The sequence below is a fragment of the Mesorhizobium huakuii genome, assembly GCF_014189455.1.
In the GTDB taxonomy this organism is placed as follows: domain Bacteria; phylum Pseudomonadota; class Alphaproteobacteria; order Rhizobiales; family Rhizobiaceae; genus Mesorhizobium; species Mesorhizobium huakuii_A.
This window is the reverse complement of record NZ_CP050296.1, coordinates 3,828,443-3,855,278: the sequence shown is the minus strand read 5'-3', so window position 1 is coordinate 3,855,278 and position 26,836 is coordinate 3,828,443. Positions and strand designations below refer to the sequence as shown.

The 26,836-nt window shown below is 63.6% G+C and carries 26 protein-coding genes and 1 other RNA gene; 11 read left to right on the top strand and 16 right to left on the bottom strand.

Features of this window, described 5'->3' with window-relative positions:
* Positions 1-38: 38 nt before the first annotated feature.
* Positions 39-1,328, bottom strand: coding sequence for an imelysin family protein (locus tag HB778_RS19000; protein ID WP_183456029.1), 1,290 nt, complete (start codon positions 1,326-1,328; stop codon positions 39-41).
* A gap of 61 nt (positions 1,329-1,389) precedes the next feature.
* Here HB778_RS19000 and HB778_RS18995 point away from each other — a divergent pair, with 61 nt between their 5' ends.
* The 3 genes from HB778_RS18995 to HB778_RS18985 all read left to right on the top strand — a co-directional run bounded on the left by HB778_RS18995 (position 1,390) and on the right by HB778_RS18985 (position 3,212).
* On the top strand, positions 1,390-1,587 hold the full coding sequence (locus tag HB778_RS18995; protein ID WP_183456027.1) for a hypothetical protein: 198 nt from the start codon (positions 1,390-1,392) through the stop codon (positions 1,585-1,587).
* A gap of 174 nt (positions 1,588-1,761) precedes the next feature.
* A complete protein-coding gene (locus HB778_RS18990) occupies positions 1,762-3,015 on the top strand; it encodes an NAD(P)/FAD-dependent oxidoreductase (RefSeq protein WP_183456025.1) in 1,254 nt (417 codons plus the stop codon).
* Between the two features lie 44 nt (positions 3,016-3,059).
* The gene (locus HB778_RS18985) at positions 3,060-3,212 is read left to right on the top strand and encodes a hypothetical protein (RefSeq protein ID WP_432421193.1); all 153 of its coding nucleotides are present in this window, start codon (positions 3,060-3,062) and stop codon (positions 3,210-3,212) included.
* 597 nt (positions 3,213-3,809) lie between these two features.
* On the opposite strand, the gene HB778_RS18980 is transcribed toward HB778_RS18985, so the two are convergent.
* Positions 3,810-5,087 carry a 4-aminobutyrate--2-oxoglutarate transaminase gene (locus HB778_RS18980; protein ID WP_183456020.1) on the bottom strand — a complete coding sequence of 426 codons (1,278 nt, stop codon included), beginning with the start codon at positions 5,085-5,087 and terminating at the stop codon, positions 3,810-3,812.
* 232 nt (positions 5,088-5,319) lie between these two features.
* On the opposite strand from HB778_RS18980, the gene HB778_RS18975 reads away from it, so the two are divergent.
* The 3 genes from HB778_RS18975 to HB778_RS18965 are packed head-to-tail and all read left to right on the top strand — an operon-like array spanning position 5,320 to position 10,582.
* Positions 5,320-6,459, top strand: a complete 1,140-nt coding sequence (locus HB778_RS18975; protein ID WP_183456018.1) for an efflux RND transporter periplasmic adaptor subunit — start codon at positions 5,320-5,322, stop codon at positions 6,457-6,459.
* Complete coding sequence (locus HB778_RS18970) at positions 6,456-7,532, top strand: efflux RND transporter periplasmic adaptor subunit (RefSeq protein WP_183456015.1); 1,077 nt, start codon at positions 6,456-6,458, stop codon at positions 7,530-7,532. The genes HB778_RS18975 and HB778_RS18970 overlap by 4 nt, the downstream gene beginning before the upstream one ends.
* The gene (locus HB778_RS18965) at positions 7,532-10,582 is read left to right on the top strand and encodes an efflux RND transporter permease subunit (protein ID WP_280515919.1); all 3,051 of its coding nucleotides are present in this window, start codon (positions 7,532-7,534) and stop codon (positions 10,580-10,582) included. The genes HB778_RS18970 and HB778_RS18965 overlap by 1 nt, the downstream gene beginning before the upstream one ends.
* 52 nt (positions 10,583-10,634) lie before the next feature.
* On the opposite strand, the gene HB778_RS18960 is transcribed toward HB778_RS18965, so the two are convergent.
* From HB778_RS18960 to ffs, 12 genes are all read right to left on the bottom strand, one after another.
* Positions 10,635-11,384, bottom strand: a complete 750-nt coding sequence (locus tag HB778_RS18960; protein WP_183456013.1) for an ABC transporter ATP-binding protein — start codon at positions 11,382-11,384, stop codon at positions 10,635-10,637.
* The gene (locus HB778_RS18955) at positions 11,381-12,214 is read right to left on the bottom strand and encodes an ABC transporter ATP-binding protein (RefSeq protein ID WP_183456011.1); all 834 of its coding nucleotides are present in this window, start codon (positions 12,212-12,214) and stop codon (positions 11,381-11,383) included. Before HB778_RS18955 ends, HB778_RS18960 begins: the two co-directional genes overlap by 4 nt.
* Positions 12,211-13,131: a nickel transporter permease gene (gene nikC / locus HB778_RS18950; RefSeq protein ID WP_183456009.1), complete on the bottom strand. Its 921-nt coding sequence runs from the start codon at positions 13,129-13,131 to the stop codon at positions 12,211-12,213. The genes HB778_RS18955 and nikC overlap by 4 nt, the downstream gene beginning before the upstream one ends.
* Positions 13,128-14,189: an ABC transporter permease gene (locus HB778_RS18945; RefSeq protein ID WP_183456007.1), complete on the bottom strand. Its 1,062-nt coding sequence runs from the start codon at positions 14,187-14,189 to the stop codon at positions 13,128-13,130. Before HB778_RS18945 ends, nikC begins: the two co-directional genes overlap by 4 nt.
* Before the next feature lie 10 nt (positions 14,190-14,199).
* Entirely contained in the window at positions 14,200-15,843 is a 1,644-nt protein-coding gene (locus tag HB778_RS18940) for an ABC transporter substrate-binding protein (RefSeq protein WP_183456006.1), read from the bottom strand.
* Positions 15,844-16,104: 261 nt separating this feature from the next.
* On the bottom strand, positions 16,105-17,310 hold the full coding sequence (locus HB778_RS18935) for a lytic murein transglycosylase (protein ID WP_432421266.1): 1,206 nt from the start codon (positions 17,308-17,310) through the stop codon (positions 16,105-16,107).
* 68 nt (positions 17,311-17,378) lie between these two features.
* Complete coding sequence (recR, locus tag HB778_RS18930; RefSeq protein WP_183456002.1) at positions 17,379-17,984, bottom strand: recombination mediator RecR; 606 nt, start codon at positions 17,982-17,984, stop codon at positions 17,379-17,381.
* A 90-nt stretch (positions 17,985-18,074) separates the two neighbouring features.
* Positions 18,075-19,133, bottom strand: coding sequence for a cell wall hydrolase (locus HB778_RS18925; RefSeq protein ID WP_183456000.1), 1,059 nt, complete (start codon positions 19,131-19,133; stop codon positions 18,075-18,077).
* A gap of 229 nt (positions 19,134-19,362) precedes the next feature.
* A complete protein-coding gene (locus tag HB778_RS18920) occupies positions 19,363-19,770 on the bottom strand; it encodes a hypothetical protein (RefSeq protein WP_183455998.1) in 408 nt (135 codons plus the stop codon).
* A gap of 74 nt (positions 19,771-19,844) precedes the next feature.
* Positions 19,845-20,168 carry a YbaB/EbfC family nucleoid-associated protein gene (locus tag HB778_RS18915; RefSeq protein WP_183455996.1) on the bottom strand — a complete coding sequence of 108 codons (324 nt, stop codon included), beginning with the start codon at positions 20,166-20,168 and terminating at the stop codon, positions 19,845-19,847.
* Between the two features lie 23 nt (positions 20,169-20,191).
* Positions 20,192-21,997 carry a DNA polymerase III subunit gamma/tau gene (locus tag HB778_RS18910; RefSeq protein ID WP_183455994.1) on the bottom strand — a complete coding sequence of 602 codons (1,806 nt, stop codon included), beginning with the start codon at positions 21,995-21,997 and terminating at the stop codon, positions 20,192-20,194.
* A 104-nt stretch (positions 21,998-22,101) separates the two neighbouring features.
* Positions 22,102-22,198, bottom strand: an RNA gene (gene ffs / locus HB778_RS18905) — signal recognition particle sRNA small type.
* 143 nt (positions 22,199-22,341) lie between these two features.
* Between ffs and HB778_RS18900 the strand changes: the two genes are divergently transcribed.
* From HB778_RS18900 to HB778_RS18880, 5 genes are all read left to right on the top strand, one after another.
* On the top strand, positions 22,342-22,761 hold the full coding sequence (locus HB778_RS18900) for an HIT family protein (RefSeq protein WP_096453256.1): 420 nt from the start codon (positions 22,342-22,344) through the stop codon (positions 22,759-22,761).
* Between the two features lie 68 nt (positions 22,762-22,829).
* Positions 22,830-23,774, top strand: coding sequence for an NAD(+) diphosphatase (gene nudC, locus HB778_RS18895; protein WP_183455992.1), 945 nt, complete (start codon positions 22,830-22,832; stop codon positions 23,772-23,774).
* A gap of 31 nt (positions 23,775-23,805) precedes the next feature.
* Positions 23,806-24,111: a Dabb family protein gene (locus HB778_RS18890; RefSeq protein WP_183455989.1), complete on the top strand. Its 306-nt coding sequence runs from the start codon at positions 23,806-23,808 to the stop codon at positions 24,109-24,111.
* Between the two features lie 163 nt (positions 24,112-24,274).
* Positions 24,275-24,526 carry a type II toxin-antitoxin system Phd/YefM family antitoxin gene (locus HB778_RS18885; protein WP_183465140.1) on the top strand — a complete coding sequence of 84 codons (252 nt, stop codon included), beginning with the start codon at positions 24,275-24,277 and terminating at the stop codon, positions 24,524-24,526.
* Positions 24,527-24,626: 100 nt separating this feature from the next.
* Complete coding sequence (locus tag HB778_RS18880) at positions 24,627-25,052, top strand: type II toxin-antitoxin system VapC family toxin (RefSeq protein WP_183455987.1); 426 nt, start codon at positions 24,627-24,629, stop codon at positions 25,050-25,052.
* A 46-nt stretch (positions 25,053-25,098) separates the two neighbouring features.
* Here the strand turns inward: HB778_RS18880 and HB778_RS18875 are convergent, their stop codons facing one another.
* The gene (locus HB778_RS18875) at positions 25,099-25,962 is read right to left on the bottom strand and encodes a prephenate dehydratase (RefSeq protein ID WP_183455985.1); all 864 of its coding nucleotides are present in this window, start codon (positions 25,960-25,962) and stop codon (positions 25,099-25,101) included.
* Positions 25,963-26,005: 43 nt separating this feature from the next.
* Positions 26,006-26,734 carry a 3-deoxy-manno-octulosonate cytidylyltransferase gene (locus HB778_RS18870; protein ID WP_183455983.1) on the bottom strand — a complete coding sequence of 243 codons (729 nt, stop codon included), beginning with the start codon at positions 26,732-26,734 and terminating at the stop codon, positions 26,006-26,008.
* Between the last annotated feature and the right edge of the window lie 102 nt (positions 26,735-26,836).

The window sequence follows — 26,836 nt, the reverse complement described above, 5'->3', positions numbered from 1 at the left end:
CGAAGCCGGTCGCCCGGCTCCGGATCAGGTTCCAGGTCTTACTTGAACACCTTGTCAGGTGCGTCGAGGCTGTCGGATCCCTCGAAGGCGATGGCGTTGAGTTTCAGCGAGCCGACGGCACGTTCGATCGACTTGGTCTGGTCGATCAGCGCGTCGATCGCCGCCTGCACAGTGGCGTTGCCTGCCGTGTTGCCTTCAGCGATCTGCTGGTCATAGGCCTCGCCGGCTTCGGCCCGGGCCTTGATCGCCTCCATCTTGGCGACGCTGACGTCGAGCTTGCCGGACAACTCCTTGTCGATCGCCGGATCGGCCGCCTTGACCATGTCGTGCACCGAAGGTCCAGAAACGACGGTGCCGTCGAGGCGCGTGTAGCTGGCGAGGTAGGCAGCGCGGATGCCGATGGCGTCGTAGAAATGCGAATTGTAGGTGTTGTCGGAGAAGCAGTCTTGCTCCTCCTCCGGATCGTGCAGCAGGAGGCCGAGTTTCATGCGCTCGCCGGCGAGCTCGCCGTAGGACAGCGAGCCCATGCCGGTGAAGATGATCGAGATCGCCGTGTTCGGCTCGCCATCGACGAGGTTCTTGCGTGCGGCGCCGTCTTCCTTCCAGTCGTTGACCATCTTCTGCAGGTCCGAAACCAGCAGGGTGGTGGCGGACTTCAGATATTCGGCACGGCGGTCGCAATTGCCGCCGGTGCAGTTCTTGAGGTCGTAGTCGGTGTAAGGACGCTCGCCGGCGCCCGGTCCGGTGCCATGCAGATCCTGGCCCCAGAGCAGGAATTCGATGGCGTGATAGCCGGTGGCGACATTGGCCTCGATACCGCCGGCTTGCTGCAACGTGCCGGACAGAAATTCAGGCGAAAGCTTCGAGGCGTCGACCTTCTTGCCGTTGATCTCGATTTCCTTGTTGGCGATCACATTGGCCGTATAGAGCGAATTCGTGTCCGATTCCGTGCCGTAGCTCTTGGCGACATAGTCGATCAGGCCTTCGTCCAGCGGCCAGGAATTCACCTCGCCTTCCCAATCGTCGACGACCTTGTTGCCGAAGCGGTAGACCTCGGTCTGCTGGTAGGGCACGCGCGCGGCCTTCCAGGCGTCGCGGGCGGCCTTGAGCGTGTCCGCTGAGGGCTTGGCGAGCAGCGCGTCGACCGCCTTGTCGAGAGCCTGCGCCGTGGTCAGCGAATCCTCGTATTTGGCGAGCCCGATGTCGGCATAGGTCTTGATAACGGCCTTTGCGTCGGTTTCCGCCTTGGCAGGCAGCACAAACACCGCCGCCGTCAACAGCGCCGTGGCACCAATCGCCGCAAGCCTACCGCCGTACCGTGCTGTCATTATCGCTCTCCAGTTTCTCGGAAATTTTATAAAAGCCGCGCGCGGCGGCCGGCGCCAGGCCATGTCGATGCCAAAAGCGCCAAGGCTTGCCGCGCCATCGCGCGGTCCAGGGAAGAAAGACACCAAAATGCCTCCAATCGAACGGGTTCAAGGCCCAGACATCAAAGGGATGCGCCAACGCGCAGGCTTCCATAAAGCTGCGACGCCGATGGAAGTCAATGAAAATCGACGGGAAAAGCCAATCGAAACAACAGTTTAGAATTATTCTAAACTGCAAAGCTCAACTTTATACCCTTGCTGCACCGACCTCGCTGCGGAACTGTACGATTGACAGCCGCCATTCCGGGTGCGACCCGCAAACGCCGTCTTGCGGCGGCCCCAGACAATTGCCACCTGGCGAGACGTCCTAGAATCGAAGCGGGATTGGAATGCGATGAAGAACGGCGTGGTCATTGTCGGTGCGGGTCATGCGGGCGTGCAAGCGGCCGCCAGTCTGCGCGAGGACGGCTATGGCGGACCGGTGATCCTGGTCGGCGACGAGAACGAGCTGCCCTACCACAAGCCGCCGCTGTCTAAGACCTTCATCAAGGACGCCGAGGCCAAACCGCAACCCTTGCGTGGCGAGGCTTTTTATACCGGCAACGCCATCGACTACCGGCCGGGCATCCGGATCGACCGTATCGATACCGGCCGCCGCAGCCTGGACATTGCCGGCGGCGGCGCGCTTGCCTTCGACCATCTGATCCTGGCGACCGGGTCGCGACCGCGCACCTTGCCGCTGCCTGGCGCGGACCTGTCCGGCGTTTTGTCGCTGCGCTCGCTGGCGGATGCGCGGCTGATCCGCGACCTCAGCGCTCAGAGCGAAGACGTCGTCATCCTCGGCGGCGGCTTTATCGGGCTGGAGATCGCCGCGACGCTGCGCACGGCCGGCCGCACGGTGACGGTGGTGGAAGCGGTCGACCGGCTGCTCGGCCGTGCCGTGGCGCCGGTGGTGGCGAGCCATGTCCGGCAAAGGCTCGAAGCGGCCGGCGTGCGCATCCTGACCGGCACCTCGATTGCAAAACTCGAAGGCGAAAACGGCCATGTCGTCGCCGCCATCACCTCGTCGGGCGAAAGGCTGCCGGCGCGAATGGTCATTGTCGGCATTGGCGCCGTGCCGAATGTCGAACTGGCGCAGGCCGCCGGCCTCACCATCGCCAACGGCATCCGTGTCGACCTCCAGATGCGCAGTTCGGTGCCGCAAATCCTAGCCATCGGCGACGCCGCCTCCTACCGGCACTGGTTCACCGGCGGCGACGTGCGGCTGGAATCGGTGCAGAACGCCACCGATCAGGCGCGACTCGCTGCGCGCACCACTACCGGCCATGCCGACGCTTATTCGGCGGTGCCGTGGTTCTGGTCCGATATTGGCGACATGAAGCTGCAGATGGTCGGGCTGACCGCCGGCGGCGACAGCCATGTCGTGCTGGGCGACCTGACCGACAACAAATTCTCGATCTACCACTATGCCGGCGACCGGCTGCTCGGCATCGAATCCGTCAACCGCCCTGGTGATCACATGCTCGGCCGCAAGATGCTCGGTGCGGGTTTCTCACCGACGCAGGAAACGGTAGCAGCGGGATCGGATGGGCTGAAGGCGGCGCTGGCTGCGTTTCAAACCGTCGAGCCGGCGAAGGCTGTCGGCTAGTTTTGAAAGATTTTGTTCGAGCAATCACCAATCGGAGCTATGTCGTGAGCAGCGAATATTTCCGTGAATTGATCCGCCGCGATCAAGACCGCCAACTGCTTCGACGTCTCCTCCTTGAGGGCGCGTCATCCGAGCCGGGCGCTCCGGTTGATGATGGCTATTTCGCAGCACTGCAAAAACGAGCGCAGGGCCAATAAATTCGTGGCCTCAACTCCCCCGCTTTGCGTTACGGAATGCACGCATCTTCTGTGATTGGCGTGACTGATCGGCCCGAGGCTTGATTGCCACGTGGTTCCCCCAATCCGTCGCTGCTTCGCAGTGCCACCTTTCCCCCCTCCAGAGGGAAAGGAAGGGAGCTTTGCTGGACGAACGTTGACGGCAAAGAGCTTGGCGCCTTTCCTCTACCCCGTCGATCGGGGAGAGGTGGCTCGGCGAAGCCGAGACGGAGTGGGGGTCGACCAGCGCCGCATAAGACAATGCATGCGCCAAGCCGCCATGCACGCTATCGCCAAAGACCAGCGCGGCTTGGAAATGTGTGCATGCCGTAGCCACTTTGTGGGGGCGAGGAACCCAAGCTTTCGGAGGGCGCGACATCCGTGATTAGCGTTTCCTTGCTCCCATGAAATGGGGGAGAGGTGGCCGCGCAGCGGACGGAGAGGGGGGCGGGCGCCGCCATATACGATTACCCTCCCCCTTGTGGGGAGGGTCGCTGCGAAGCAGCGGGGTGGGGGTCGGCGCCAAGCCCCCCCACCCGGACCTTCGGTCCGACCTCCCCACGAGGGGGAGGTAGAACGCTAGGCAGCGCAGACTTCGCGGATCGAGGTTTCAAGGATATCGAGCGCTTCGTTCATCACCTCGTCCTGGATGGTGATCGGCGCCAGGAAGCGGATGACGTTGCCGTAGACGCCGCAGGTCAGCAGGATCAGCCCCTTGTCGAGCGCCTTCAGCCGGATGGCGTTGGCGATCTCGGCCGACGGCAGACCCTTCTTGACGTCGTTGAACTCGACCGCGTTCATGAAGCCGAGGCCCCTGATGTCGACGATCTCGGGCACGTCGTCACGGATCGACTGCAGGCGCTGCTTCAGCCTTGCACCCAGCGTGTTGGCGCGGTCGCAGAGCTTTTCATCCTCGATCACATCGAGCACCGCGTGCGCGGCGGCAACGCCGATCGGGCTGCCGCCATAGGTGCCGCCGAGACCGCCGGGGCCAGGCGCATCCATGATCTCGGCGCGGCCGGTGACCGCCGCCAGCGGGAAGCCGCCGGCCAGGCTCTTGGCCATGGTGGTGATGTCGGCCGCGACGTCGTGGTGATCCATGGCGAACATCTTACCGGTGCGGGCAAAGCCGGTCTGCACCTCGTCGGCGATCAAAAGCATGCCGTGCTGGTCGCAGAGCTTGCGCAACGCGGTCAGGAATTCGCGCGGCGCCTCGTAGAAGCCGCCCTCGCCCTGAACCGGCTCGACGATGATGGCGGCGACGCGGGCCGGATCGACATCGGCCTTGAACAGCCGGTCGAGTGCTGCCAGCGAATCGGCAACCGACACGCCGTGCAGCGGCACCGGGAACGGCGCGTGGTAGACGTCGCCCGGCATGGCGCCGAAGCCGACCTTGTAGGGCACGACCTTGCCGGTCAGCGCCATGCCCATGAAGGTGCGGCCATGGAAGCCGCCGGCGAAGGCGATGACGGCCTGGCGGCCCGTGGCGTTGCGGGCGATCTTGATGGCATTCTCGACCGCCTCGGCGCCGGTGGTGACGAAGATCGTCTTCTTCTCGAACTTGCCGGGCAGCATGGCGTTCAGCCGTTCGGCCAACCTGACATAGCTCTCATAGGGCACCACCTGGTGGCAGGTGTGGGTGAAACGGTCGAGCTGTGCCTTGACCGCCTCAATCACCCTGGGATGGCGATGGCCGGTGTTGACGACGGCGATGCCGGAGGAGAAGTCGATGTAGCGGTGGCCTTCGACATCCCAGATTTCCGAATTTTCAGCCCGGTCGGCATAAATCTGCGTGGTCATGCCGACGCCGCGCGAGATCGACTGGTTCTTGCGTTCGGAAATGGCTGAATTCTTCATGATATCCCTCATCGGGCCGGCGCCCGTGCTCGTTGATCAGATGTCTTCTGACCTTATTTCACGTTTTCCTCAAGTCGGCACCAACGGCAGGCGATTGGGCCTGGCCTCGGTGCCTCCTTAACCTGTCGCCCGATACGCGTACGAGACCGGTTTCCTTTTTTTGGAGATCGATTATCCTTCAGATATCCGCGAGGCATCGCGATCAGCGAGCGACCCGCGGTTGGGGGAGTCCATGAGCAGGAACGTGACATCGTCCGTCCCAGTACCATCCTTCAGAACCTCCAGCCTTTTGTCTTTTCCAACCGTGTCGGCAGTGTGCGTCTGCACAGCCGCATTGCTGCTGGCCGGCTGCCAGAAGCAGGAGGCGGCGGACAAGAAACTGCCGATCATGGTGCGCACCGAAACGGTGGCGATCGCCGACTATGCGCCGAGAACCTCGCTGACCGGGGTGATCGCGGCGCGCACGCTGAACAATCTGTCGTTCCGCGTCGGCGGCCGCGTCGCCGAGCGGCTTGTCGATGTCGGCCAGCATGTCGACCAGGGCGCGGTGCTTGCCCGCATCGATCCGCAGGAGCAGCAATCCGATCTGCGATCGGCACAGGCCGATCTTGACGCGGCACAAGCGCAACTGACCCAGTCAGCCGCCGCCTTCGAACGGCAGAAGACGCTGCTTGCCCAGGGCTTCACCACCAGGCGCGACTACGACGCCGCCGACCAGGCGCTGAAGGTGGCGCAAGGCAGTGTCGACGCCGCGCAGAGCGCATTCGCCAATGCCCAGCAAAACCTGTCCTTCACCGAGCTCAAGGCCGGCGCCCCCGGCGTCATCACCGCCCGCCAGGTCGAAACCGGCCAGGTGGTGCAAGCAGCGCAAACCGTCTTCACCGTCGCCGAGGACGGCGACCGCGACGCGGTGTTCAACGTGCAGGAGACGCTGGTCGCCAGGACGCCGGCCTCGCCGGCGGTGACGATCACGCTGTTGTCCGACCCGCAGGTCCGGGCAACAGGCAAGGTGCGCGAAATCTCGCCGGCGGTCGACCAGGCCTCCGGTTCGATCCGGGTCAAGATCGGCATTCCCGATACACCGGCCGGCATGCCGCTGGGGGCGGCCGTCATCGGCTCGGTCAGCGCCAAGCCGGCGAAGGCGATCCTGTTGCCGTGGCAGGCGCTGACGTCCAGCGCCGGCAAACCGGCGGTCTGGATCGTCGATCCCTCGACCAAGGCAGTGGCGGTGACGCCGGTCGAGGTGCTGGCCTTCAATTCGGGCACGGTCGTCATCGCCAGCGGGCTGAACGAAGGCCAAAACGTCGTGACCGCAGGCGGGCAGTTGCTCAGTCCCGGCCAGACTGTCGAGATATCGGGGGCGGGCCAATGAACCGGTTGCCGCGCATCATGCTTGGCCTGTTCGCGGTTGGCGCGCTCGCCGCCTGCTCGAAATCGGACGAGAAGCCGCCGGAGATCATACGGCCGGTGCTGTCGGTCGTGGTCGAGCCGCAGACCTCGCAGACCTTCGGCTTTGCCGGCTCGATCGAGCCGCAGATCAGCGCCGACCTCGCCTTCCGCCTGCTCGGCCGGGTCGTCTCGCGCGACGTCAAGGTCGGCGACATCGTCAGCAAAGGCACGACGATCGCCGCGCTCGACCCGACCGCGCTGGAGCTGGCGGTGCAAGCAGCCACGGCCGAGCTCTCCAATGCCGAAGCACAGTTCGCCAATGCCGCCGCCAGCGAGGAGCGTCAGCGCCAGCTGCTCGCCGCGGCCAACACCACGCAGGCCGTCTTCGATGCCGCGCAGCAGGCACGCAAAGCAGCGGAAGCCAATGTCGAACGGGCCAAGGCTGCGCTGGCGAAATCGCAGGAGCAGCTTGGCTATGCCAGGCTGTTCTCGGATTTCGATGGCGTCGTCACCGCGGTCGGCGCCGAAGTCGGGCAGACGGTCTCGGCCGGCCAGACGGTCGTCACCGTGGCGCGCTCGGATCTGCGCGAGGCCGTGGTCGATATTCCCGATCAGCTGACCGGCGATCTCACGGCCGGCACGCCGTTCCAGGTCATCCTGCAATCGCTGCCGACGATCGAGACCCAGGCCAAGCTGCGCGAGATCGCGCCGCAGGCCGAGGGCTCGACACGCACCCGGCGCGTCAAGCTCGCGCTCACCGACCCGCCGCAGGCCTTCCGGCTCGGCTCGACGGTGACGGCGACCCGCATGACCAAGGTGGCGCCGACGATCGAACTGCCCATCTCGGCGCTGCTGGAAAAGAACGGTTCCGAGAAAGTGTGGATCGTCGATCCGCAGACATCGAGCGTGAGCGCGCACGACATCAAGGTCGCCTCGAAGAATGGCGAGACTTTCACCGTCGCCGAGGGGCTTGAAGCCGGCATGCGCGTGGTCACCGCGGGCGTCCATAGCCTGAGCGAAGGCCAGAAGGTCAAAGTGCCGGAGGGCGGCGTCTGATGAAGGGCTTCAATCTCTCCGACTGGGCGCTCAGCCACCGTTCCATGGTCTGGTATTTCATGCTGGTCTTCGTGGTGGCCGGCATCTTCTCCTACCTCAATCTCGGTCGTGAGGAAGATCCCAACTTCACCATCAAGACGATGATCATCCAGGCCAACTGGCCGGGCGCCTCGGTCAAGGAAACCCTGCAGCAGGTGACTGACCGCATCGAGAAGAAACTCGAGGAGCTCGACAGCCTCGACTATACCAAGTCCGTCACCACCGCTGGGCAGACCGTCATCTTCGTCAACCTGAAGGACACCACCAAGGCGCGCGATGTCGTGCCGAACTGGATTCAGGTGCGCAACATGGTCAACGATATCAAGGCGCAGTTTCCGCAAGGCGTGCAGGGGCCGTTCTTCAACGACCGCTTCGGCGACGTCTACGGCAACATCTACGCCTTCACCTCGGACGGGCTGACGCCGCGCCAGCTGCGCGACTATGTCGAGGATGTCAGAACCAGGATCCTGGCCGTGCCCAACGCCGGCAAGGTCGATCTGGTCGGCGCGCAGGACGAAGCCATCTATCTCGAATTCTCGACCCGTCAGATCGCCGCCCTCGGCCTCAACCAGCAGGCGATCGTGGCGAGCCTGCAGGCACAGAACGCCATCACGCCGTCGGGTGTCGTCGAATCCGGGCCCGAGCGTGTCAGCGTCCGCGTCGGCGGCCAGTTCACCTCGGAGGACAGCCTGCGCGGCATCAATCTGCGCGTCAACGATCGCTTCTTCCGGCTGAGCGACGTGGCGACGATCCGGCGCGGCTATGCCGATCCGCCGACGTCGCTGTTCCGCTTCAACGGCCAGGATGCGATCGGGCTGGCCATCGGCATGAAGCCCAACGCCAATCTGCTCGAATTTGGCGCGGCGCTGGAAAAGGAAATGAAAGAGGTGCTGAGCGACCTGCCGGTCGGCGTCGGCGTGCATCTGGTCGCCGACCAGCCTGTCATCGTCGAGGAAGCGGTTTCGGGCTTCACCCGGGCGCTGGCCGAGGCGGTCGCCATCGTGCTTGCGGTGTCCTTCATCAGCCTTGGCATGCGCGCCGGCTTCGTCGTGGCGCTGTCGATCCCGCTGGTTCTGGCCATCACCTTCACGGTCATGGCCTATCTCGGCATCTCGCTGCAGCGTATTTCGCTGGGTGCGCTGATCATCGCGCTCGGCCTGCTGGTCGACGACGCGATGATCGCGGTCGAGATGATGGTGGCGCGGCTGGAGGTCGGCGACAATCTGCGCAAGGCGGCGACGTACGTCTACACCTCGACCGCCTTCCCGATGCTGACCGGCACGCTGGTGACGGTCGCCGGCTTCATCCCAATCGGCCTCAACAACAGCGCCGCCGGCGAATACACCTTCACGCTGTTCGTCGTCATCGCGGTCTCGCTTTTGGTGTCATGGATCGTGGCGGTGCTGTTTGCGCCACTGCTCGGCGTCACCATCCTGCCGGCCACGATGAAGCAGCAGCAGCACGACAAACCCGGCCGCTTCACCAGCCTGTTTCGGCGCGTGCTCCTGGGCTCCGTGCGACATCACTGGCTGACCATCATCGCCACCGTGCTGTTGTTTGCCGCCTCGATAGCCGGCTTCGGCCTCGTCCAGCAGCAGTTCTTTCCGCCTTCCGACCGGCCGGAGCTGATCGTCGACTGGAACCTGCCGCAGAACTCGTCGATCACCGAGACGCGCGACCAGATCGAGCGTTTCGAAGGGCGGGCGCTGGCCGGCAACCCCGACATCGACCATTTCTCGTCCTATATCGGCCAGGGCGCGGTGCGCTTCCTGCTCGCCTTCGACGTGCAGCCTGCCAATCCCTATTTCGGCCAGACGGTGATCGTCACCAAGAGCATCGAGGCCCGTAACCGGATCAAGCCGGTGCTGGAGAAATTGTTGCGCGAGGAGTTCGTCGGCACCGACGCCTACGTCAAGCCGCTCGAACTCGGGCCGCCGGTCGGCCGTCCCGTGCAGTACCGTGTCGGCGGCCCCGACATTCAGACGGTGCGGGAGCTGGCGCAGCAAGTCGCCGGCCTGATCTCGGCCAATCCAAAACTGGCGGCGCCGACTTTCGACTGGAACGAGCCGCAGCGCGTGCTGAGGGTCGACGTGCTGCAGGACAAGGCACGGCAACTCGGCATCACCTCCTCCGACATCGCCAGCGCGTTGAACAGCACGGTCGGCGGTGCCACCATCACCCAGGTGCGCGACGCCACCTATCTGATCAATGTCGTGGCGCGTTCACGCGATGCCGAACGCGGTTCGATCGACACGCTGCAGAACTTGCAGCTGCCGACCAGCACCGGCGAGGCGATCCCGCTCGCGGCGGTCGCCAACTTCCGCTACGACCTCGAACAGCCGACTGTGTGGCGGCGCAACCGCATTCCGACCATCACCGTACGCGCCGGGCTGGTTGGCGATGTGCTGGCGGCCACCGTCGTCAACGAGTTGAAGCCATCGGTCGACGCCTTCATCGCCAAGCTGCCGCCCGGCTATTCCGTCCAGACTGCGGGCTCGGTCGAGGAAAGCGCCAAAAGCCAGGGACCGATCGCGGCCGTGGTGCCGTTGATGCTGTTTGTCATGGCGACCATCCTGATGATCCAGTTGCAGAGCTTCCAGCGCCTGTTCCTGGTGGTGGCGGTGGCGCCGCTCGGGCTGATCGGCGTGGTGGCGGCACTGGTGCCGAGCGGCGCACCACTCGGCTTCGTCGCCATCCTCGGTGTGCTGGCACTGATCGGCATCCTGATCCGCAACTCGGTCATCCTGATCGTGCAGATCGAGGATCTTGTCCGGGAGGGCAAGGACCGCTGGGCGGCCGTCATCGAGGCAACCGAACACCGCATGCGGCCGATCGCGCTGACGGCGGCCGCCGCCAGCCTCGCGCTGATCCCGATCGCCCGCGAAGTGTTCTGGGGGCCGATGGCCTACGCGATGATGGGCGGTATCATCGCCGGCACCGCGATCACCCTGCTGTTCCTACCGGCGCTTTATGTGACGTGGTTCCGGATCAAGGAGCCGAAAACCAGATAGCGAAGGCGCACACGGGAAAACGGTGCCGGAAGGTGGGGCAGTCTGAAATCCCTTAACCCGTGCGGACGAACCCGTCGCTGGCCCTGAGCAGATTGCGCGTATAATCCTCGGTCACGCGGTGCGCAACAAGTTGGGCGGCGGTGAGGTTCTCCACCGCCTCGCCGCTTTGCATCACCATCAGCCGCTCGCACATATGGGTGATGATGGCGAGGTCGTGGCTGACCATCAGGAAGGTCAGCTTGCGCCGCCGGCGGACTTCTTCCAACAGGTTCAGCACTTCCGCCTGCACCGAGGCATCCAGCGCCGAGGTCGGCTCGTCGAGCAGCAGGATGGACGGCTCGAGGATCAGCGCACGCGCGATCGCCACGCGCTGGCGCTGGCCGCCCGAGAGTTGGTGCGCATAGCGGAAGCGAAAACCGTTGCCGAGGCCAACTTCGTCGAGCGCGCGTTCGATGCGCTTTTCGCCATCGGCAAAGCCGTGGATGGCAAGCGGCTCCTGCAGCAGGCGGTCGACGGTCTGGCGTGGGTGCAGCGAGCCATACGGGTCCTGGAAGACCATCTGCACCTCGCGGTAAAAGGCCTTGTCGCGGCGCGCCCCAAGCCTCTTGCCATTGACGGCGATGCTGCCCGAGGCGACCGGCGCGAGGCCGGCGATCGCCCTGAGCAGCGTCGATTTGCCGGAACCGGATTCGCCGACAAGGCCGAAGGATTCGCCTGACCTGACTTCGAGGCTGACGCCTTTCAGCGCGCGAAAACGGTCGTAGATCACCTCCAGCCCGTCGATGGCAATCGCTGCTGTCATGCCGCCCACTCCGGCTTGCGGTCGAGTACCGGCAGCGGGTGGCGTTCGAAGCCGATCCTGGGCATGCAGTTGAGCAGGCCGCGCGTGTAAGGGTGCTGGGCCTCGCCGAGTTCGGAGGCCTTGAGCTGCTCGACCACCTTGCCGGCATACATGACGATGACGCGGTCGCAGAAGGACGAGACCAGGCGCAGATCATGCGAGATGAAGATCAGCCCCATGCCGCGCTCGCTGACCAGCCGGTCGAGGATGCCGAGCACATCGAGTTGCACCGTGACGTCGAGCGCCGAGGTCGGCTCGTCGGCGATCATCATTTCCGGTCCGGCGATCAGCATCATGGCGATCATGGCGCGCTGGCCCATGCCGCCGGACACTTCATGCGGGTGCAGGTCGAAGACGCGTTTGGGATCGCGGATCTGTACCGCTTCCAGCATGGCCAGCGCCCGCTCCCGCGCCTCGGCCTTGCTGACTTTTTCATGGGTGCGCAGTGTCTCGACGATCTGCCGGCCGATGCTCATCACCGGGTCGAGCGAGTATTTCGGATCCTGCAGGATCATGGCGATGCGGTTGCCTCGCAACGCCCGGCGCTGGCGTGGCGAGATGCTGAGCAGGTCGATGCCGTCGAAGGCCAGTTTCCTGGCCGATATCCGGGCCTGTGGCGGCGTTAGACCCATGATGGCGCGGCCGGTCTGTGACTTGCCCGAGCCGGACTCGCCGACAATGCCGAGCCGTTCGCGGCCAAGCGAGAAGGAGACGCCGCGCACCGCCTCGATCAGCCCGGTGCGGGTTGGGAAGGTGACGCGCAGATCGTCCACGTCGAGAAGCGTGCTCATTGGTCGCCACTCCGGGGATCGAGCGCGTCGCGCAGGCCATCGCCGAGCAGATTGAAGCCGAGGCTGACGATGAGGATGGCGAAGCCAGGCGCACCGGCCACCCACCACTGGTCGAGGATGAAGCGGCGGCCGGACGCGATCATGGTGCCCCATTCGGGCAGCGGCGGCTGCGCGCCGAGACCGAGGAAGCCGAGGCCGGCTGCGGTCAGGATGATGCCGGCCATATCGAGCGTCACGCGCACGATCAGCGAGGAGATGCAGAGCGGCATGATATGGCGCAGCACGATGCGGAAAGGCGAAGCGCCCATCAGTTGCACTGCCTTGATGTAATCGGAATTGCGCACCGTCAGCGTTTCGGCGCGCGCGATGCGGGCATAGGGCGGCCAGGAGGTGATGGCTATCGCCAGCACCGCGTTTTCGATGCCGGGGCCGAGCGCCGCGACGAAGGCCAACGCCAGAACCAGCTTCGGGAAGGCGAGGAAGATGTCGGTGATGCGCATCAGGACGGCATCGGTCCAGCCGCCGGCGTAACCGGCGACGGTGCCGACCAGCAGACCGATGGGCGCTGCGATAATGGCGACCAGGATAACGACATAGAGCGTCCAGCGCGAACCATAGAGGATTCGCGATAGGATATCGCGGCCGAGGTCGTCTGTGCCGAACCAATGCTCGGCGCTCGGCGCCAGCAGCCGGGAATTCTTGAGATCGCCGAAGGTCGGCGAATAGGGCGCCAGCACGCCAGCAAGGGCGGCGATGACCAGCAAAGCGATGATGATGAGCAGGCCGACAAAAGCCAGCCGGTTGGCGGAGAACCGCCGCCACGCGACATAGGCGCGGCCGAGCCTTGCCTGCATGCGCGAGGCCGGCCGCTCGCTGAGCAGCCAGTCGCGCCGACTCTGGATGGTGTCTGTGCTCATCCTGTCTTCGTCCTCGGATCGAGCACGCGGTAGAGAAGATCGGACAAGAGATTGATGCCTATGAACACCGAGCCGATGACGATGGTGCCACCGAGCACGGCGTTCATGTCGGCATTCTGCAGCGAGTTGGTGATGTAGAGGCCGATGCCCGGCCAGGAGAAGACGGTCTCGGTCAGCACCGAACCTTCGAGCAGGCCGGCATAGGAGAGCGCGATCACCGTGACCATCGGCACCGCTGCGTTGCGCAGGGCGTGGCCCCAGATGATGCGGGTTTCCGACAGGCCCTTGGCGCGCGCGGCGACGATGTATTCCTGGGCGAGCTCGTTGAGCATGAACGAGCGCGTCATGCGGCTGATATAGGCGAGCGAGAAATAGCCGAGCAGCGAGGCCGGCAGGATGATGTGGCGGAAGGCGTCCCAGAAGACATCCCACTGACCCTGCATCGCCGAGTCGAGAAGGTAGAAGCCGGTGATCGGCGTGAAGGTGTATTCGTAGACGACGTCGAGCCGGGCCGGGAAAGCCACCCATTGCAATTTGGCGTAGAACAGGACGAGCCCAAGCAGGCCGAGCCAGAAGATCGGCACGGAATAGCCGATCAGGCCGATGACGCGTACGATCTGGTCGATGATGCTGCCGCGCTTGACGGCAGCCAGCACGCCCAGCGGCACGCCGAACAGCGCCCCGATCAGCGTCCCCAGCGTCGCCAGTTCCGTCGTTGCCGGAAGCGCGCGGCGAATGTCGGTCATGACCGGATTGGTGGTCAGCACCGAAGTGCCGAAATCACCGCTCAGGGCATTTTTCACATAGATGTAGAACTGCTCGACCAGCGGCAGGTCGAGACCCATTTCGCGGCGCGTGCGCTCGACGACATTGAGAGGCGCCCGATCACCGAGCACCGCCAAAACCGGGTCGATCGGGATCACACGGCCGATGAAGAAGGTCACCGCGAGCAGACCAAGATAGGTCGTGACCGCGATGACCAGAAAGCGGCCGATCGATGATGCAAGGGCGACGGCGCGGGCGCTGCCGCGCCCGCTTTCGTTTTCAACCGCGCTCATGCGGCGCGCACTATTCCTTGGAGACCGGCCCGACGAAGTTAGAGTCGAAGCTCGGGCCGAGCGCGAAGCCCTTGAGGTTCTTGCGCAGGCCGGCCACTTCCAACTGCTGATGGATGATGACGAAGGGGCTGGTGTCGAGGATCTTCTTCTGCAGATCCTTGTACATGTCGGCACGCTTGCCGGCATCCTTCTCCAGCAGCGCCGCTTCCGTTTCCTTGGTCAGGTCCGGAATGTCCCAGGAATTGCGCCAGGCAAGCGTGTGGGACTTGCCGGCATCCGAATTGTCCGGGTTCGAGGCAAAGGTCTGGGCGTTGGAGTTCGGATCGAAATAGTCCTGGCCCCAATTGCCGATATAGATGTCGTGGTTGCGGGCGCGGTACTTGGTCAGCGTCTGCTTGCCGTCGCCGGGGATGATCTCCAGCTTGATGCCGGCCTGACCCAGTGTCTGCTGGATCGATTCCGCCATGCCGGTGGTCGGCTGGCCAGTGCGCACGTCCATGGTCACGCTGAAGCCATCCGGCAGGCCGGCCTTGGCCAGCAGTTCCTTGGCCTTGGCGACATCGAGCTTGAACGGGTTGTCGTCCACGGCGCCAAGATCACCCTTGGGCAGGAAGGATTGGTGGATTTCGCCAATGCCCTTGAGGATGGTCGAGCTCAGCGCATCATAGTCGACCAGGTATTTGAACGCCTGGCGCACCTCGGGCTTGGCGAGGTTCGGATTCTTCTGGTTGAGGCTGATGTAGTAGACTGTGCCCTTCGGCGCGCTGGTCGAGGTGAGGTCGGCGTTTTTGGCGATGGCGTCGAGGTCGTTCGGCTCGAGGTTGCGGGCAACGTCGATGTCGCCGGCCTCGAGCGCCAGGCGCTGGGCCGAGCTTTCCTTCATGTTGCGATAGATGACGCGGGCAAGCTTGGCCTTCTCACCGTGATAATTGTCGTTGCGCTCCATGACGACGGCTTCGTTGGCGCGCCATTCACGCAGCTTGTAGGCACCGGAGCCGGCATAGCCGGTCTTCAGCCAGGCATTGCCGAAGTCGTTGTCCCATTTGTAGTCGGCGGTGGGCGCCGCCTTGACGACGTGTTCCTTGACCAGCTTGCTGTCGACGACCGAGGCGACCGTTGCCGACAGACAGTTCAAGACGAAGCTTGGCGCATAGGCCTTGTCGACGGTAAACTGGAAGGTGGTATCGTCGACGGCCTTGGCCTTGTCGGCAACGTTGTCGCCGCTGATGCCGAACTGTTCGATGATGAAGGCCGGGCTCTTGTCCAGCTTGACGGCGCGCTCGAACGAATAGGCGACATCGGCCGCGGTGATCGGATTGCCCGAGGCGAATTTGAGGCCGGGCTTGAGCTTGAACGTGTAGGTCAGGCCATCGTCCGAGACGGTCCAGCTTTCGGCGAGATCGGGCTTGACCTTGGAGGTGTCGCTGAGGTCGAGGCGAACCAGCAGGTCATAGGTGTTACCGGTGACTTCGGCGGTCGACAGTTCGAACGCCTCGCCCGGATCCATGGTGATGATGTCGTCGATCGCGAAGCCTTCGACCAGCGTGTCGGCAGGCGTAACCGCGAAGGCGGGGGCTGCGCCAATGAGCAGCGCGGACATCGCCGCGCCCGCAAGCAAGGCACGCGAGCGAAGAGCAAACTTTTCCATCATCATGGTGATTGTTCCCTGTTTTGTTGGTTGTTGACCTGAGTTCCCGGCTCAGGGTTGCAGAATTCTTGTCGAGGCCAAACGACGGCCCTCTAGCCCCTTACCGTCGTGGTTTTTGTCCAATTGGTCAACAGCATATCCGGCGGCCTCGTGGCCGGCAACGAGCATTTATACGAGGGCCAATTTGAGCAGAATGGCGGCTGACGCGTCGACGCACAGGCCGATCAATCGAGGCCCCCGAACGAGAAAAATCTGCTAATTTTTGAGTTATTTCAGCGCGGCAACGAGGCTGGCATCCGGAAAGCAAGTCGCCGCCTGGCTGTTCTTGGCCTGCCACTTGCCGATCGAACGGCGGGTCTTGAAGCCGGGCAGGCCGTCGGCGCTGCCGACATCGTAGCCCTTGGCTTCCAGCGCCCGTTGCAAGCCGGCAATGTCGGAACGGTGGAGATCGCCGACCGGTCCCCAGTTGCCGGAAAAAATCTGGTCGCCATGTGCAATGCGGTCCGCACCGTGGCCGATGAACAGCGCATAGAGGTCGCTGGTGTTGTATTCCTTCAGCACGTAGAAATTGGGGGTGGCGATGAAAGCCGGACCGCTGCGGCCGGCCGGCATCAGCAGGAAGCCCTCCGCCTTAAGCTCGCTCGCCGGAAATGGCTTTCCGCCAACGCGCTTGATGCCCATACTAGCCCACTCGGAAATCTTCTTGCCTTGATCGGGACCTTCCAGCGAGCAGGAGACGCTCTCGGGCACGGTCACCTCGAAACCCCAGCCGCGCCCCCTCACCCAGCCATAATGGACGAGATAATTGGCGATCGAAGCGAGCACGTCAGGCGTCGAGTTCCAGATGTCGACGCGGCCGTCGCCGTCGAAATCCACGGCATGCTTCAGGAACGAAGTCGGCATGAATTGCGGTTGGCCGAGCGCACCGGCCCAGGACGATTTCATCGCGCCGACCGGGGCGAGGCCACGTTGGACGATTTCCAGCGCGGCCAGCAGCTCGGTGCGGAAGAAATCCTTCTTGGTCGACATGAACGCCTTGGTGCCCAGCACCTCGAAAGCGTCGTAAGGCATCTTCGCCGCGCCGAACCCGGTCTCTCGGCCCCATATCGCCAGAAGTATCTCGCCGGGCACGCCGTAGCGTTTTTCGATCGCGGCAAGCGTCTTGGCGTTGGCGGCTTCGCGCACGCGTCCGCCTGATGTCACCGCACGAACCGTCTTCTCGGCGAAATAGGCGCCGGGCGAACCGAACTCGGCCTGATGCTGCTTCTGCGGCGTCTTCGGCTTCTCGCCAGGCATGACGAGGTCAGGCAGCTTCAGATTGGGTTTTATGCCGTCGAAGGCGGCATCGAAAGTCTGCTTGGAGATGCCTTTGGCCTTGGCCTCAGGCCAGAGGTCGTTCTGCAGCCAGGCGCGGAACTGCTCATCGATCTTGGCGGCGGAGGCAGGGGTGGCGAGAAAGGCGGCGAGAAGCATCGCGACAAAGGCGAAGATGGTTGTGCGAAGGAATGCAGTCATCTCGGCAAACATCCCCGCCAATTGCGTCAAAACGCCGTCCGTGAGCGCAGCGCAGCGGCGAGCGTGCCTTCATCGAGATAGTCGAGCTCACCGCCAACCGGCACGCCATGCGCCAGCCTTGTCACCTTGATGTCGAAGCCGGACAGCTGGTCGGTGAGGTAGTGCGCGGTGGTCTGGCCCTCGACCGTGGCGTTGACGGCGATGATGATCTCCTTGACCTCGCCGCCAGCGACGCGGTCGATCAATGAGCGGATGTTGAGCTGGTCGGGGCCAATGCCGTCGAGCGGCGACAGCGTGCCGCCAAGCACATGGTAGCGCACGTTCATCGCCGCAGCGCGTTCGAGCGCCCACAGGTCGGAAACATCCTCGACGACGATCAGCGTGGCGGCGTCGCGGCGCGGATCGGTGCAGATCATGCAGGGGTCAGATGTATCGACATTGCCGCAGGTGGAACAGATGCGCACCTTGTCGGCGGCTTCGCCCATGGCGGCGGCGAGCGGCGACAGCAGCTGCTCCTTCTTCTTGATCAGATGAAGGGCGGCGCGTCTGGCCGAACGGGGCCCGAGCCCCGGCACCTTGGCCAGGAGCTGGATCAGGCGTTCGATCTCGGGACCGGCGATTCGCTTGGACATCGCTCTGATCTAGGATTTTTCAGAGCGCTTTGGAACATCCCGCATTGGAGAGCGGTCACTATGCTGCCATGGCGGACCCTGGCTAGGCCTTCAGTTGACCTCGAGCGGTCGGCTCTGGCTGGCGATCATCGCACCGATGGCGTCGGTGTTCTCGGGCGTCGACTGGAACCCCATCGCCGCCTCTTGCGGCGCACCCTGAACCGAAGAGATGACGCGGGTGTTCAAGGTTCCGCCGAAACGGGCGGCATCCGGTTCTTCCATCGGCTCCTGCATCGCGACCATTGTCTGCTTCACGGTTACGCGCGCCGACTTTGCCGTGGGCGCCGCAGCCGCGGTCACATAAGTCTCTTGGACCGGAGCGGTCTTGGTCTTGGGCTGACGTGTCGGTTCCGCAGCAGCAGTCATAAAGACCTGCTGCGACGGAGCGGTGCGAACAGCGGTTTTGGCCGGACGCGTCGGCTCCACCGAGGCGGTCATGAAGACCTGTTGCGCCGGAGCGGTGCGGGACGTTTTGGCCGTGCTCACCGGCTCGGCCGAGGCGACCATCGTCACCGGCGCGGCGGGCTTCACCACTTGCGGCGCCACCGAGGCAACCATTGGCTCATCCGGCAACGGCTGCCAGTTGCGGCCGCGCTTTTCGTAGAAGGCATTGCCGCCGGCGACCATGGTGTAGTGCATGTTCTTGTAGGGGAAGCGCAGGCCGGCGGTGTGGAAATACATCGTGTTCTTGAGCTTGGCCTTGCGCTCGCCCTTGAGCACGGCATCGGCGGCTTCCTCGACATCCGGCATTGCGCGCGAATTCATCGGCCTTGTCATGACGCCAGGCGCGAACTGGCCGGGCTCTCCCACCACGTCACAGATGGTGCTGCCGTGGTTGCCGGAGCGCAGCCGGTTCATCACCACGGTGCCGACCGCAATCATGCCGTCGCGGCTCGACCGGTTGGATTCGAAGAACATCGCCCGTTCCAGGCATTCCCTGTCCTTCGGCGTGTGGCTGGAAGCGCGCGACGTCAGGAAACTCGGCGTGATGGCATCGGTCAGGCTTGCAACAGACATGCCGTGCGAGGTGGTCTGGCTGCAGGCGGCCAGAAACAGGGGAGACGTGATGACGCCGAGCAGCAGCGGCGCCTTCCATCGCGTGACGATCAACAGGTTACCCTCTCACTTCGATGCCCGCCCCCAGGCTGCGGCAAGAATGAGACACTTTCAGGCAAAATGATGGCCAAAACGTTATTAACAACGCACTGTTGCCGAAAAGGCACAATTTCGAGGCTTTCCAGATAGATCGAGCCGTCATTTCACAAAAGCGATGACCGCTGTCTCTTGGTTTCGCCGCAATTGCCGAAGGAAAAATCGCGCCACGTTTTTCCGGGAATCGCTACCGCCCTGCCGCAATCGCGGCCGGCTGACCAGGCTCAAGCTCCTCGGCTTTCTCCGAAAACAGGCCGCGCCTGAGGAACAGTGCCCGCGCGTTCCTGGCCGCCGGCGCGATCCTTCCCGGCCAGTCGCTGTCGATGAATTCGGCCTTGGTGAAGTCGGGATTTGTTTCGGAGGCCGCCTCGAGGAATTCGGCGATCTCCAGCACGACCGAGCGCTCGTCCTTCGAAAGCGCCGACGTGCCGGCCTCGATCGACGGGCGGTGCACGAAATCCTCGAACAGGTGGAAGTAACCCTTGATGCCGACGAGATCGACACCGGCGTCGCTATCGGCAAGGATTTCCAGAATCTCGTAGATCCTGTTGCGGATACGCTGCTCGATCAGTCTTTCGGACGGCTCTTCGGTCATGGCGCATCGCCGCTGAGTTCAACTTTCATACATGTCGTTTACCCAAAACCGCTGCACACTTTGGGCGACATGCATCAGAACGGCAGTTTCATTCCGGGCGGGATCGGCAGGCCGGCGGTCAGCGCCTTGGTCTTTTCCTGCATGATCTGCTCGACCTTGGCCTTGGCGTCATTATGGGCGGCAAGAATCAGGTCTTCGAGGACCTCGACATCGTCCTCCTTGAACAGAGACGGATCGATTTTCAGCACCTTCATCTCGAACTTGCCACTCAGCGTCACGCTGACCAGGCCACCGCCGGCCTGGCCGACGGATTCGACCGTGGCGATCTCATCCTGCATGGCCTGGAACTTGGCCTGCATTTCCTTCGCCTTGCCCATCAGGCCGAGAAGATCTTTCATGGTCCGATCCTTGTCTTGGTTTATCAGGTCTCGTCGTCATCCGCCGGCGGCTCGACCGGCACTTCGGCCTCGGTCGTGTCTGCCTCCGGCGCGTCGGGAATGCGCACGTCGATGATCTTGGCGCCGGGAAAGCGCGCCAGGATGGCGGCAACCGTCGGATCGCTCTTGGCATCGAGGAAGGCGTTTTCGCGCTTGGTCGATTCCATTTCGGCCAGCGTCTGGCCGCCCTCTTCCTTCGACAGCGACACCAGCCAGTTGCGGCCGGTCCAGGCGCGCAGTTTCGTCGTCAAATCGTTGAGCAGCAGCTTCGGCGCATCGTCGGTCAGGCTGACATCGATGCGGCCGGGCTCGAAGCGCACGGGACGGATGCAGCGCTTGACCAGCACCTTAAAGGCGATGTCGCGCTGCGCGTCGGCAAGGGCGACAATGTCGGCCAGCGACCTGACCGGCACCTGCTGCGGCTCGGACACAGGCGCGGGCGGCGCGACGAAGGCGGCCGGCGCGGGCGTGGCCTCGACCAGCCGCATGGTCTGCGCACCACCGGACCCGGATGGCATGCGCGTCTGCGCCGCCACCGCACTGGCACCACCGCCATTGCCGGGGCCAGTCGGTGCCCCGTTCGAGCGCGGCGCGCCATTCTGGACCGGCGCTGAGCCCTCAAGCGATCGCAACGCCTCGTCCAGCGTCGGCAGGTCGGCGGCATGCGCCAGCCGGATCAGCACCATTTCGGCGGCACTTACCGGCCGGTTGGAGGACTGCACCTCGGGAATGCCCTTGAGCAGCATCTGCCAGGTCCGCGACAGCACCCTGACCGACAACGCCCTGGCGAAATCGGCGCCGCGCTGGCGCTCGTCCTGCGACAGCGATGCGTCGTCCATGGCGGTCGGCACGAAACGCAGCCGGGTGACGAGGTGGTTGAACTCGGCAAGATCGGTCAGCACGGCGGCCGGATCGGCGCCGGTGTCGTATTGCGTGCGGAATTCGGCGAGTGCCGCCGCCACGTCGCCCTTCATCACATGTTCGAACAGATCGACGATGCGTGCGCGGTCGGCCAGGCCCAGCATGGCCCGTACCGCCTCGGCGCTGACGGAGCCGGCGCCATGGGCAATCGCCTGGTCGAGGATGGAGAGCGAATCGCGAGCGGAGCCTTCCGCGGCGCGCGCGATCATCGCCAGCGCGTCGTCGTCGACCGAAATGCCTTCCTTCCCGGCGATCGAAGAGAGATGCGCGACCAGCGCGCCGGCATCGATGCGTCTGAGGTCAAAGCGCTGGCAGCGCGACAGGACGGTGATCGGCACTTTGCGGATTTCGGTGGTGGCGAAGATGAATTTGACGTGCGGCGGCGGCTCTTCCAGCGTTTTCAGCAGGCCGTTGAAGGCCTGCGTCGACAGCATGTGCACTTCGTCGATGATGTAGACCTTGTAGCGGGCCGACACCGGCGCGTAGCGCACGCGCTCGATGATATCCCTGATGTCGTCGATGCCGGTGTGCGAGGCCGCGTCCATCTCGATGACGTCGACATGGCGGCCTTCCATGATCGCCTGGCAATGCTCGCCGAGCACGGCGAGGTCGACCGAGGGCTGGTCAACGGTTGATGTCTTGTAGTTCAGCGCCCGCGCCAGGATACGCGCGGTGGTGGTCTTGCCGACACCGCGCACGCCGGTCAGCATCCAGGCCTGGGCAATGCGGCCGGTGGCAAAGGCGTTGGTGAGGGTGCGCACCATCGGCTCCTGGCCGACCAGCTCGGAAAAATTCGACGGACGGTATTTGCGCGCCAGCACGCGGTAGGCAGCAGCCTTTTCCGTACCCGAATTTCCGGCTTCGCTCATTCGCCCGTTAAGCTCCAAAAGGCCGCGCCCAAAGGCGCCGATTCCTGCGCATAATCTCGCCCGCGCTGCAATGCGTCGTCAATGTGGCGAGGAGGGCCGAAGAGGTGGGAGGCTGGAACAATGACCCGTTCCGGGCTCGTTAGGGCTGCTTCCTTCCGGACCTGACCCGGTTGGCGAGTGGATCGTCCACCACCAACCTCCCGCCGTCCATATCGGCAATTGCGCGACGAAATGCAAGTGCGCAGGCGATTTGGCGTCATCACACAAGAGATTCGCTTGCAGCCCCCGTGCCACCGCTCTAGCGTTCATGGGTTAAGGAAACCAAGAAAAGCAAGGAAACGCCGATGCTGCCGGGCCTGAAGGCCGGATTCACGCTGGATGCCCGGCTGGAGGCGGACAGCGAGCAGTTGATGTGGCTTGGGCTGTGCGAATTGCGGGTGATGAACGATCGCCGCTGGCCTTGGCTGCTTTTGGTGCCGCAGCGGCCAGGCGCGGAAGAAATCCACGACATGACGCCGCTCGACCAGGCGATGCTGACCTTCGAGACCAATATGGTGGCGCAGGCGCTGAAGAAAGTGACCGGCTGCACCAAGATCAACACCGGCGCGCTCGGCAATATCGTGCGCCAATTGCATATCCATATCGTCGCACGGTCCGAAGGCGATCCCGGCTGGCCCGGCCCGGTGTGGGGGCACGGCCTGCGCGAGCCCTATCAGGGTTCCGACCTGCGCCGGTTTGCCGAAACGATAAGGGCAGCGCTATAAGCCTTTCGCTGTGTTCATTCCAAAACACATCCGTCCAAAACATGTCATCCCAGAGCACCAGAGTCCGTATGAGCTTCCGCCTGTTTGACGCGCCCCTGCGCGAGCCGAGCCAGTTCGTCGGCTTTGCCGGCAACACAATCGACCGGCAATCCGAGAATCGAGCCGACGATTCGGTCGACAAGGCGCTGGCGAATCCGACGACGCGGCTGCTTTTGATGAACGGCGGCCGGCTCCACTTGAAGCTCGGCCAGGGCGACCGCCTGGACCCATGGTTCGGCGCCGCCGAGAGCGAGCCCTTCCAGCCTTCCTTTGCCGGGGCTGTCCTGCTCGGCTTTTCCCAACAGGGGCCGGTATTGGCGATGCCGGTCGCAATCGAGGCCGAGCAGTTGCCCGAGACCGTCAAGGCGATCGACTACCGCTCGGTCTATATGCAAGGGCTGATCGACGAAGCGGCGGCCGGCGCGATGGCGCAAGGGGCTGCCCTGCTCGCCTGGCACGCCAGCCATCGTTTCTGCAGCAAATGCGGCACGCAATCGCAGATGCGGGCCGGCGGCTACAAGCGCCATTGCCCGAATTGCGGTACCGAGCATTTTCCGCGCACCGACCCGGTGGCGATCATGCTGACAGCGACGCGGGAAAAATGCCTGCTCGGGCGCGGCCGGCACTTCGCGCCGGGCATGTATTCGGCGCTCGCCGGCTTCATCGAGCCGGGCGAGACGATCGAGGCGGCGGTGCGCCGCGAAACGCTGGAGGAGGCCGGTATCCGGCTCGGCCGCGTCGTCTACCACGCCAGCCAGCCCTGGCCGTTTCCTTACTCGCTGATGATCGGCTGCTTCGGCGAGCCGCTCAACGAAGACATCCAGGCCGACCTCAACGAGTTGGAGGACTGCCGCTGGTTCGGCCGCGACGAGGTGCGCCTTATGCTGGCCAGGGAGCATGCCGACAATCTGGTCACACCGCCGAAAGGGGCGATCGCGCATCACCTTATCCGTGCCTGGGTCGACAGCGAATAGCCAATACTGGAAGTCATTGCAGGAGAGACAAATGATCCGTCACACCGTCGTCTTCACGCTGAAGCATGCACCGCACTCGCTCGAGGAAAAGCGGTTCCTCGTCGACGCCAAGAAAATCCTCTCGGCGATCCGGGGCGTCACGCATTTCGAACAGTTGCGGCAGATCAGCCCCAAGAACGAGTATCGGTTCGGCTTCTCGATGGAGTTCGCCGATCAGGCCGCCTACACCAGATACAACGACCATCCAGACCATCTCGCTTTCGTGCGCGATCGCTGGGTGCCGGAGGTCGAGAAATTTCTCGAGATTGACTATGTGCCGCTGGGCGCGGTGATTTAAGCGCAAGCCGTTCGTCGAACAACAGCAAGCGCCATGGCGCTCCCAGCAAGGCGATGCAACCCTATCGTGGACTTGCGATGGGTTGCCATTCGGGCGCTAAACCTTGCAATTCCTGCTCAAGCAGACTAAATGTGGTTACGTAACCACATTTTGCGAAATTGATATGATCACCACGCTTTCGGGTCGCGAACTCAATCAGGATCTTGGCCGCGCAAAACGCGCTGCCAAGGACGGCCCCGTGATCATCACCGACAGAGGGCGGCCAGTGCATGTCCTCTTGTCGTTCGATGAATACAAACGGCTCACCGGTAAAACGCGGTCGCTCGGTGACATGCTGGCTGCACCGGAGGCGGGTGACGTTGACTTGCCGCTGCCGCCCCGCACGGAACATGCCCAACCAGTAGACCTGTCCTAGATCAGGATGACGTTTCGTTGAATCATCATCCTGATCTAGCTCTTTGTTGGAGCATGATCTTTTCCGAAAACCGGTTCCCACTTTTCGGGATCATACTCTAATGCTGCTGCTCGATACCAATGTCGTGTCCGAATTGCGAAAGGTATCGAGCGGCAGGGCGCATCCCAATGTCGTGCTCTGGAACGAAACCGTCGATCCTGCCGAGACCTTCATTTCGTCCGTAGTCCTGCACGAGCTGGAGATTGGCGTAAGACTGGTGGAACACCATGATGCCGTTGCTGGCAAAGTGCTGCGCAATTGGTTGGAGAATGCGGTTCTCACAACATTTTCCGGTCGAATCTTGCCGCTGGACGACGCGGCGGCCGTCCAGGCGGCACAATGGCATGTGCCCAATCCCAAACCGATCAATGACGCCTATATCGCGGCCACGGCCTTCACCCGGCGGATGACGCTGGTGACGCGCAACATTGGCGATTTTGAGGGAACGGGGGTAACACTGGTAAATCCGTGGGACATCCAGGCGTAGGCTTTTAAGTCATCGTTTCATGCATGCCCCCAACAGGCGCCATGCACTAATCCGCCACCTTCCACTGCTCGCGCGACTCGCTGGCCGGATAGACGCCCAGAATCCGCACCTCGCGGGAGAAAAAGCGGAGTTCGTCCAGCGCCAGCTTGACCAGCGGATCTTCCGGATGGCCCTCGATGTCGGCGTAAAACAACGTCGCGGTGAAGGCGCCCAGCTGGTAGCTCTCCAGCTTGGTCATGTTGATGCCGTTGGTGGCGAAGCCGCCCATGGCCTTGTAGAGCGCCGCCGGCACGTTGCGGACGCGGAAGATGAAGGTGGTCATCATCTTGACGTCGGCTGACGGGCGTTCCGCCCATTGCTTGCTCTTGGTCAGGACGACGAAACGGGTGACGTTGGAATCGGTGTCCTCGACATTTTCCTCGATAATATCGAGCCCGTAGAGCGTCGCCGCCAGCGCCGGCGACAGCGCCGCCATGGTGCGGTCGTTGACCTCGGAGATCATCTTGGCGGCACCGGCCGTATCGCCGGCGACGACCGCCTTCCAGCCGTTCTTGCGGATGTATTTGCGGCACTGGCCAAGCGCGTGGATGTGACTGTGCACGGTCTTGATCTCGTCGCGCTTGACGCCGGGCAGCACCATCAGCTGGAAATGGATCGGCAGGAAATATTCGCCGACGATATGCATCCGCGATTCGGGCAGCAGATGGTGGATGTCGGCGACGCGTCCGGCGATGGTGTTTTCGATCGGGATCATGGCGAGATCGGCCTTGCCGGTCTCGACTGCGTTGAAGGCATCCTCGAAGGTCGGGCAGGGCAATGGCTCCATCGAGGGATAGACGTTGCGGCAGGCGGTGTCGGAATTGGCGCCCGGCTCGCCCTGGAAGGATATTCTGTTGGTCTTTTCAGGCATGGCCAGGTCTCGATTCACGGTGGCTCGGGTTCGAAGGAATTTCTCAGTTTGAAAGGATCATCCTGGCGCGCTCAAGGTCTTCCGGCGTGTCGACGCCGAGCGGCAGCGACTGAACGATCTCGGCGTCGATGCGCATGCCGGCTTCCAGCGCCCGCAACTGCTCCAGCCGCTCGCGGCGCTCCAGCGGCGATGGCTTCAGCGCGACGAAGCGCTCGAGTGCCGCACGGCGATAGGCGTAGAGGCCGACATGGTGATAGAGCGGCCCCTCGCCCCAGGGTGCTGTGGCGCGGGTGAAATAGAGCGCCCTCAGCCGCGTGGCGGACTGCGGCGAACCGACGATCTTGACGACGTTGGAATTGGTCTTCTCCTCCTCGCGGACGATCTCGACGCCGAGCGTGGCGATGTCCACCGCCGCGTCTTCGAACGGCCTCAGCGAAGCGGCAATGATGCCGGGATCGATGGTCGGGAGGTCACCCTGCACATTGACGATGGTTTCGACCTTGTGCCCGGGATCGAGCGCGAGCAGCGCCTCGTGGATACGATCGGAGCCGGATTCGTGGTCGACGCGCGTCATTACCGCCTCGAAACCATGCGCGCGCACCGCTTCGGCGACGCTTTGCGTGTCGGTCGCCACCACCACGCGGCCGAGGCCGGCTTCGGCCGCGCGGCGGGCGACATGGACGATCATCGGAGCGCCGGCAATGTCGGCCAGCGGCTTGCCCGGCAGGCGGGTGGAGGCCATGCGGGCTGGTATCAGGATCAAGGTGGACATCGCGATGGCAAGGCGTTCGAAAAGAGGAGGGGAAAAGTGGCAAAAGGTCTCACTGGCAGCGCCCTTATAGGTGTTGCAACGCCCGAGCAAAAGACCTAGTTT

Excerpts from the sequence above, each read along its gene's own strand:
- HB778_RS19000 (WP_183456029.1), bottom strand. The coding sequence starts at position 1,328 with ATGACAGCACGGTACGGCGGTAGGCTTGCGGCGATTGGTGCCACGGCG.
- HB778_RS18995 (WP_183456027.1), top strand. The coding sequence starts at position 1,390 with ATGTCGATGCCAAAAGCGCCAAGGCTTGCCGCGCCATCGCGCGGTCCA.
- HB778_RS18990 (WP_183456025.1), top strand. The coding sequence starts at position 1,762 with ATGAAGAACGGCGTGGTCATTGTCGGTGCGGGTCATGCGGGCGTGCAA.
- HB778_RS18980 (WP_183456020.1), bottom strand. The coding sequence starts at position 5,087 with ATGAAGAATTCAGCCATTTCCGAACGCAAGAACCAGTCGATCTCGCGC.
- HB778_RS18975 (WP_183456018.1), top strand. The coding sequence starts at position 5,320 with ATGAGCAGGAACGTGACATCGTCCGTCCCAGTACCATCCTTCAGAACC.
- HB778_RS18970 (WP_183456015.1), top strand. The coding sequence starts at position 6,456 with ATGAACCGGTTGCCGCGCATCATGCTTGGCCTGTTCGCGGTTGGCGCG.
- HB778_RS18965 (WP_280515919.1), top strand. The coding sequence starts at position 7,532 with ATGAAGGGCTTCAATCTCTCCGACTGGGCGCTCAGCCACCGTTCCATG.
- HB778_RS18960 (WP_183456013.1), bottom strand. The coding sequence starts at position 11,384 with ATGACAGCAGCGATTGCCATCGACGGGCTGGAGGTGATCTACGACCGT.
- HB778_RS18955 (WP_183456011.1), bottom strand. The coding sequence starts at position 12,214 with ATGAGCACGCTTCTCGACGTGGACGATCTGCGCGTCACCTTCCCAACC.
- nikC (WP_183456009.1), bottom strand. The coding sequence starts at position 13,131 with ATGAGCACAGACACCATCCAGAGTCGGCGCGACTGGCTGCTCAGCGAG.
- HB778_RS18945 (WP_183456007.1), bottom strand. The coding sequence starts at position 14,189 with ATGAGCGCGGTTGAAAACGAAAGCGGGCGCGGCAGCGCCCGCGCCGTC.
- HB778_RS18940 (WP_183456006.1), bottom strand. The coding sequence starts at position 15,843 with ATGATGATGGAAAAGTTTGCTCTTCGCTCGCGTGCCTTGCTTGCGGGC.
- HB778_RS18935 (WP_432421266.1), bottom strand. The coding sequence starts at position 17,310 with ATGCTTCTCGCCGCCTTTCTCGCCACCCCTGCCTCCGCCGCCAAGATC.
- recR (WP_183456002.1), bottom strand. The coding sequence starts at position 17,984 with ATGTCCAAGCGAATCGCCGGTCCCGAGATCGAACGCCTGATCCAGCTC.
- HB778_RS18920 (WP_183455998.1), bottom strand. The coding sequence starts at position 19,770 with ATGACCGAAGAGCCGTCCGAAAGACTGATCGAGCAGCGTATCCGCAAC.
- HB778_RS18915 (WP_183455996.1), bottom strand. The coding sequence starts at position 20,168 with ATGAAAGATCTTCTCGGCCTGATGGGCAAGGCGAAGGAAATGCAGGCC.
- HB778_RS18910 (WP_183455994.1), bottom strand. The coding sequence starts at position 21,997 with ATGAGCGAAGCCGGAAATTCGGGTACGGAAAAGGCTGCTGCCTACCGC.
- HB778_RS18900 (WP_096453256.1), top strand. The coding sequence starts at position 22,342 with ATGCTGCCGGGCCTGAAGGCCGGATTCACGCTGGATGCCCGGCTGGAG.
- nudC (WP_183455992.1), top strand. The coding sequence starts at position 22,830 with ATGAGCTTCCGCCTGTTTGACGCGCCCCTGCGCGAGCCGAGCCAGTTC.
- HB778_RS18890 (WP_183455989.1), top strand. The coding sequence starts at position 23,806 with ATGATCCGTCACACCGTCGTCTTCACGCTGAAGCATGCACCGCACTCG.
- HB778_RS18885 (WP_183465140.1), top strand. The coding sequence starts at position 24,275 with ATGATCACCACGCTTTCGGGTCGCGAACTCAATCAGGATCTTGGCCGC.
- HB778_RS18880 (WP_183455987.1), top strand. The coding sequence starts at position 24,627 with ATGCTGCTGCTCGATACCAATGTCGTGTCCGAATTGCGAAAGGTATCG.
- HB778_RS18875 (WP_183455985.1), bottom strand. The coding sequence starts at position 25,962 with ATGCCTGAAAAGACCAACAGAATATCCTTCCAGGGCGAGCCGGGCGCC.
- HB778_RS18870 (WP_183455983.1), bottom strand. The coding sequence starts at position 26,734 with ATGTCCACCTTGATCCTGATACCAGCCCGCATGGCCTCCACCCGCCTG.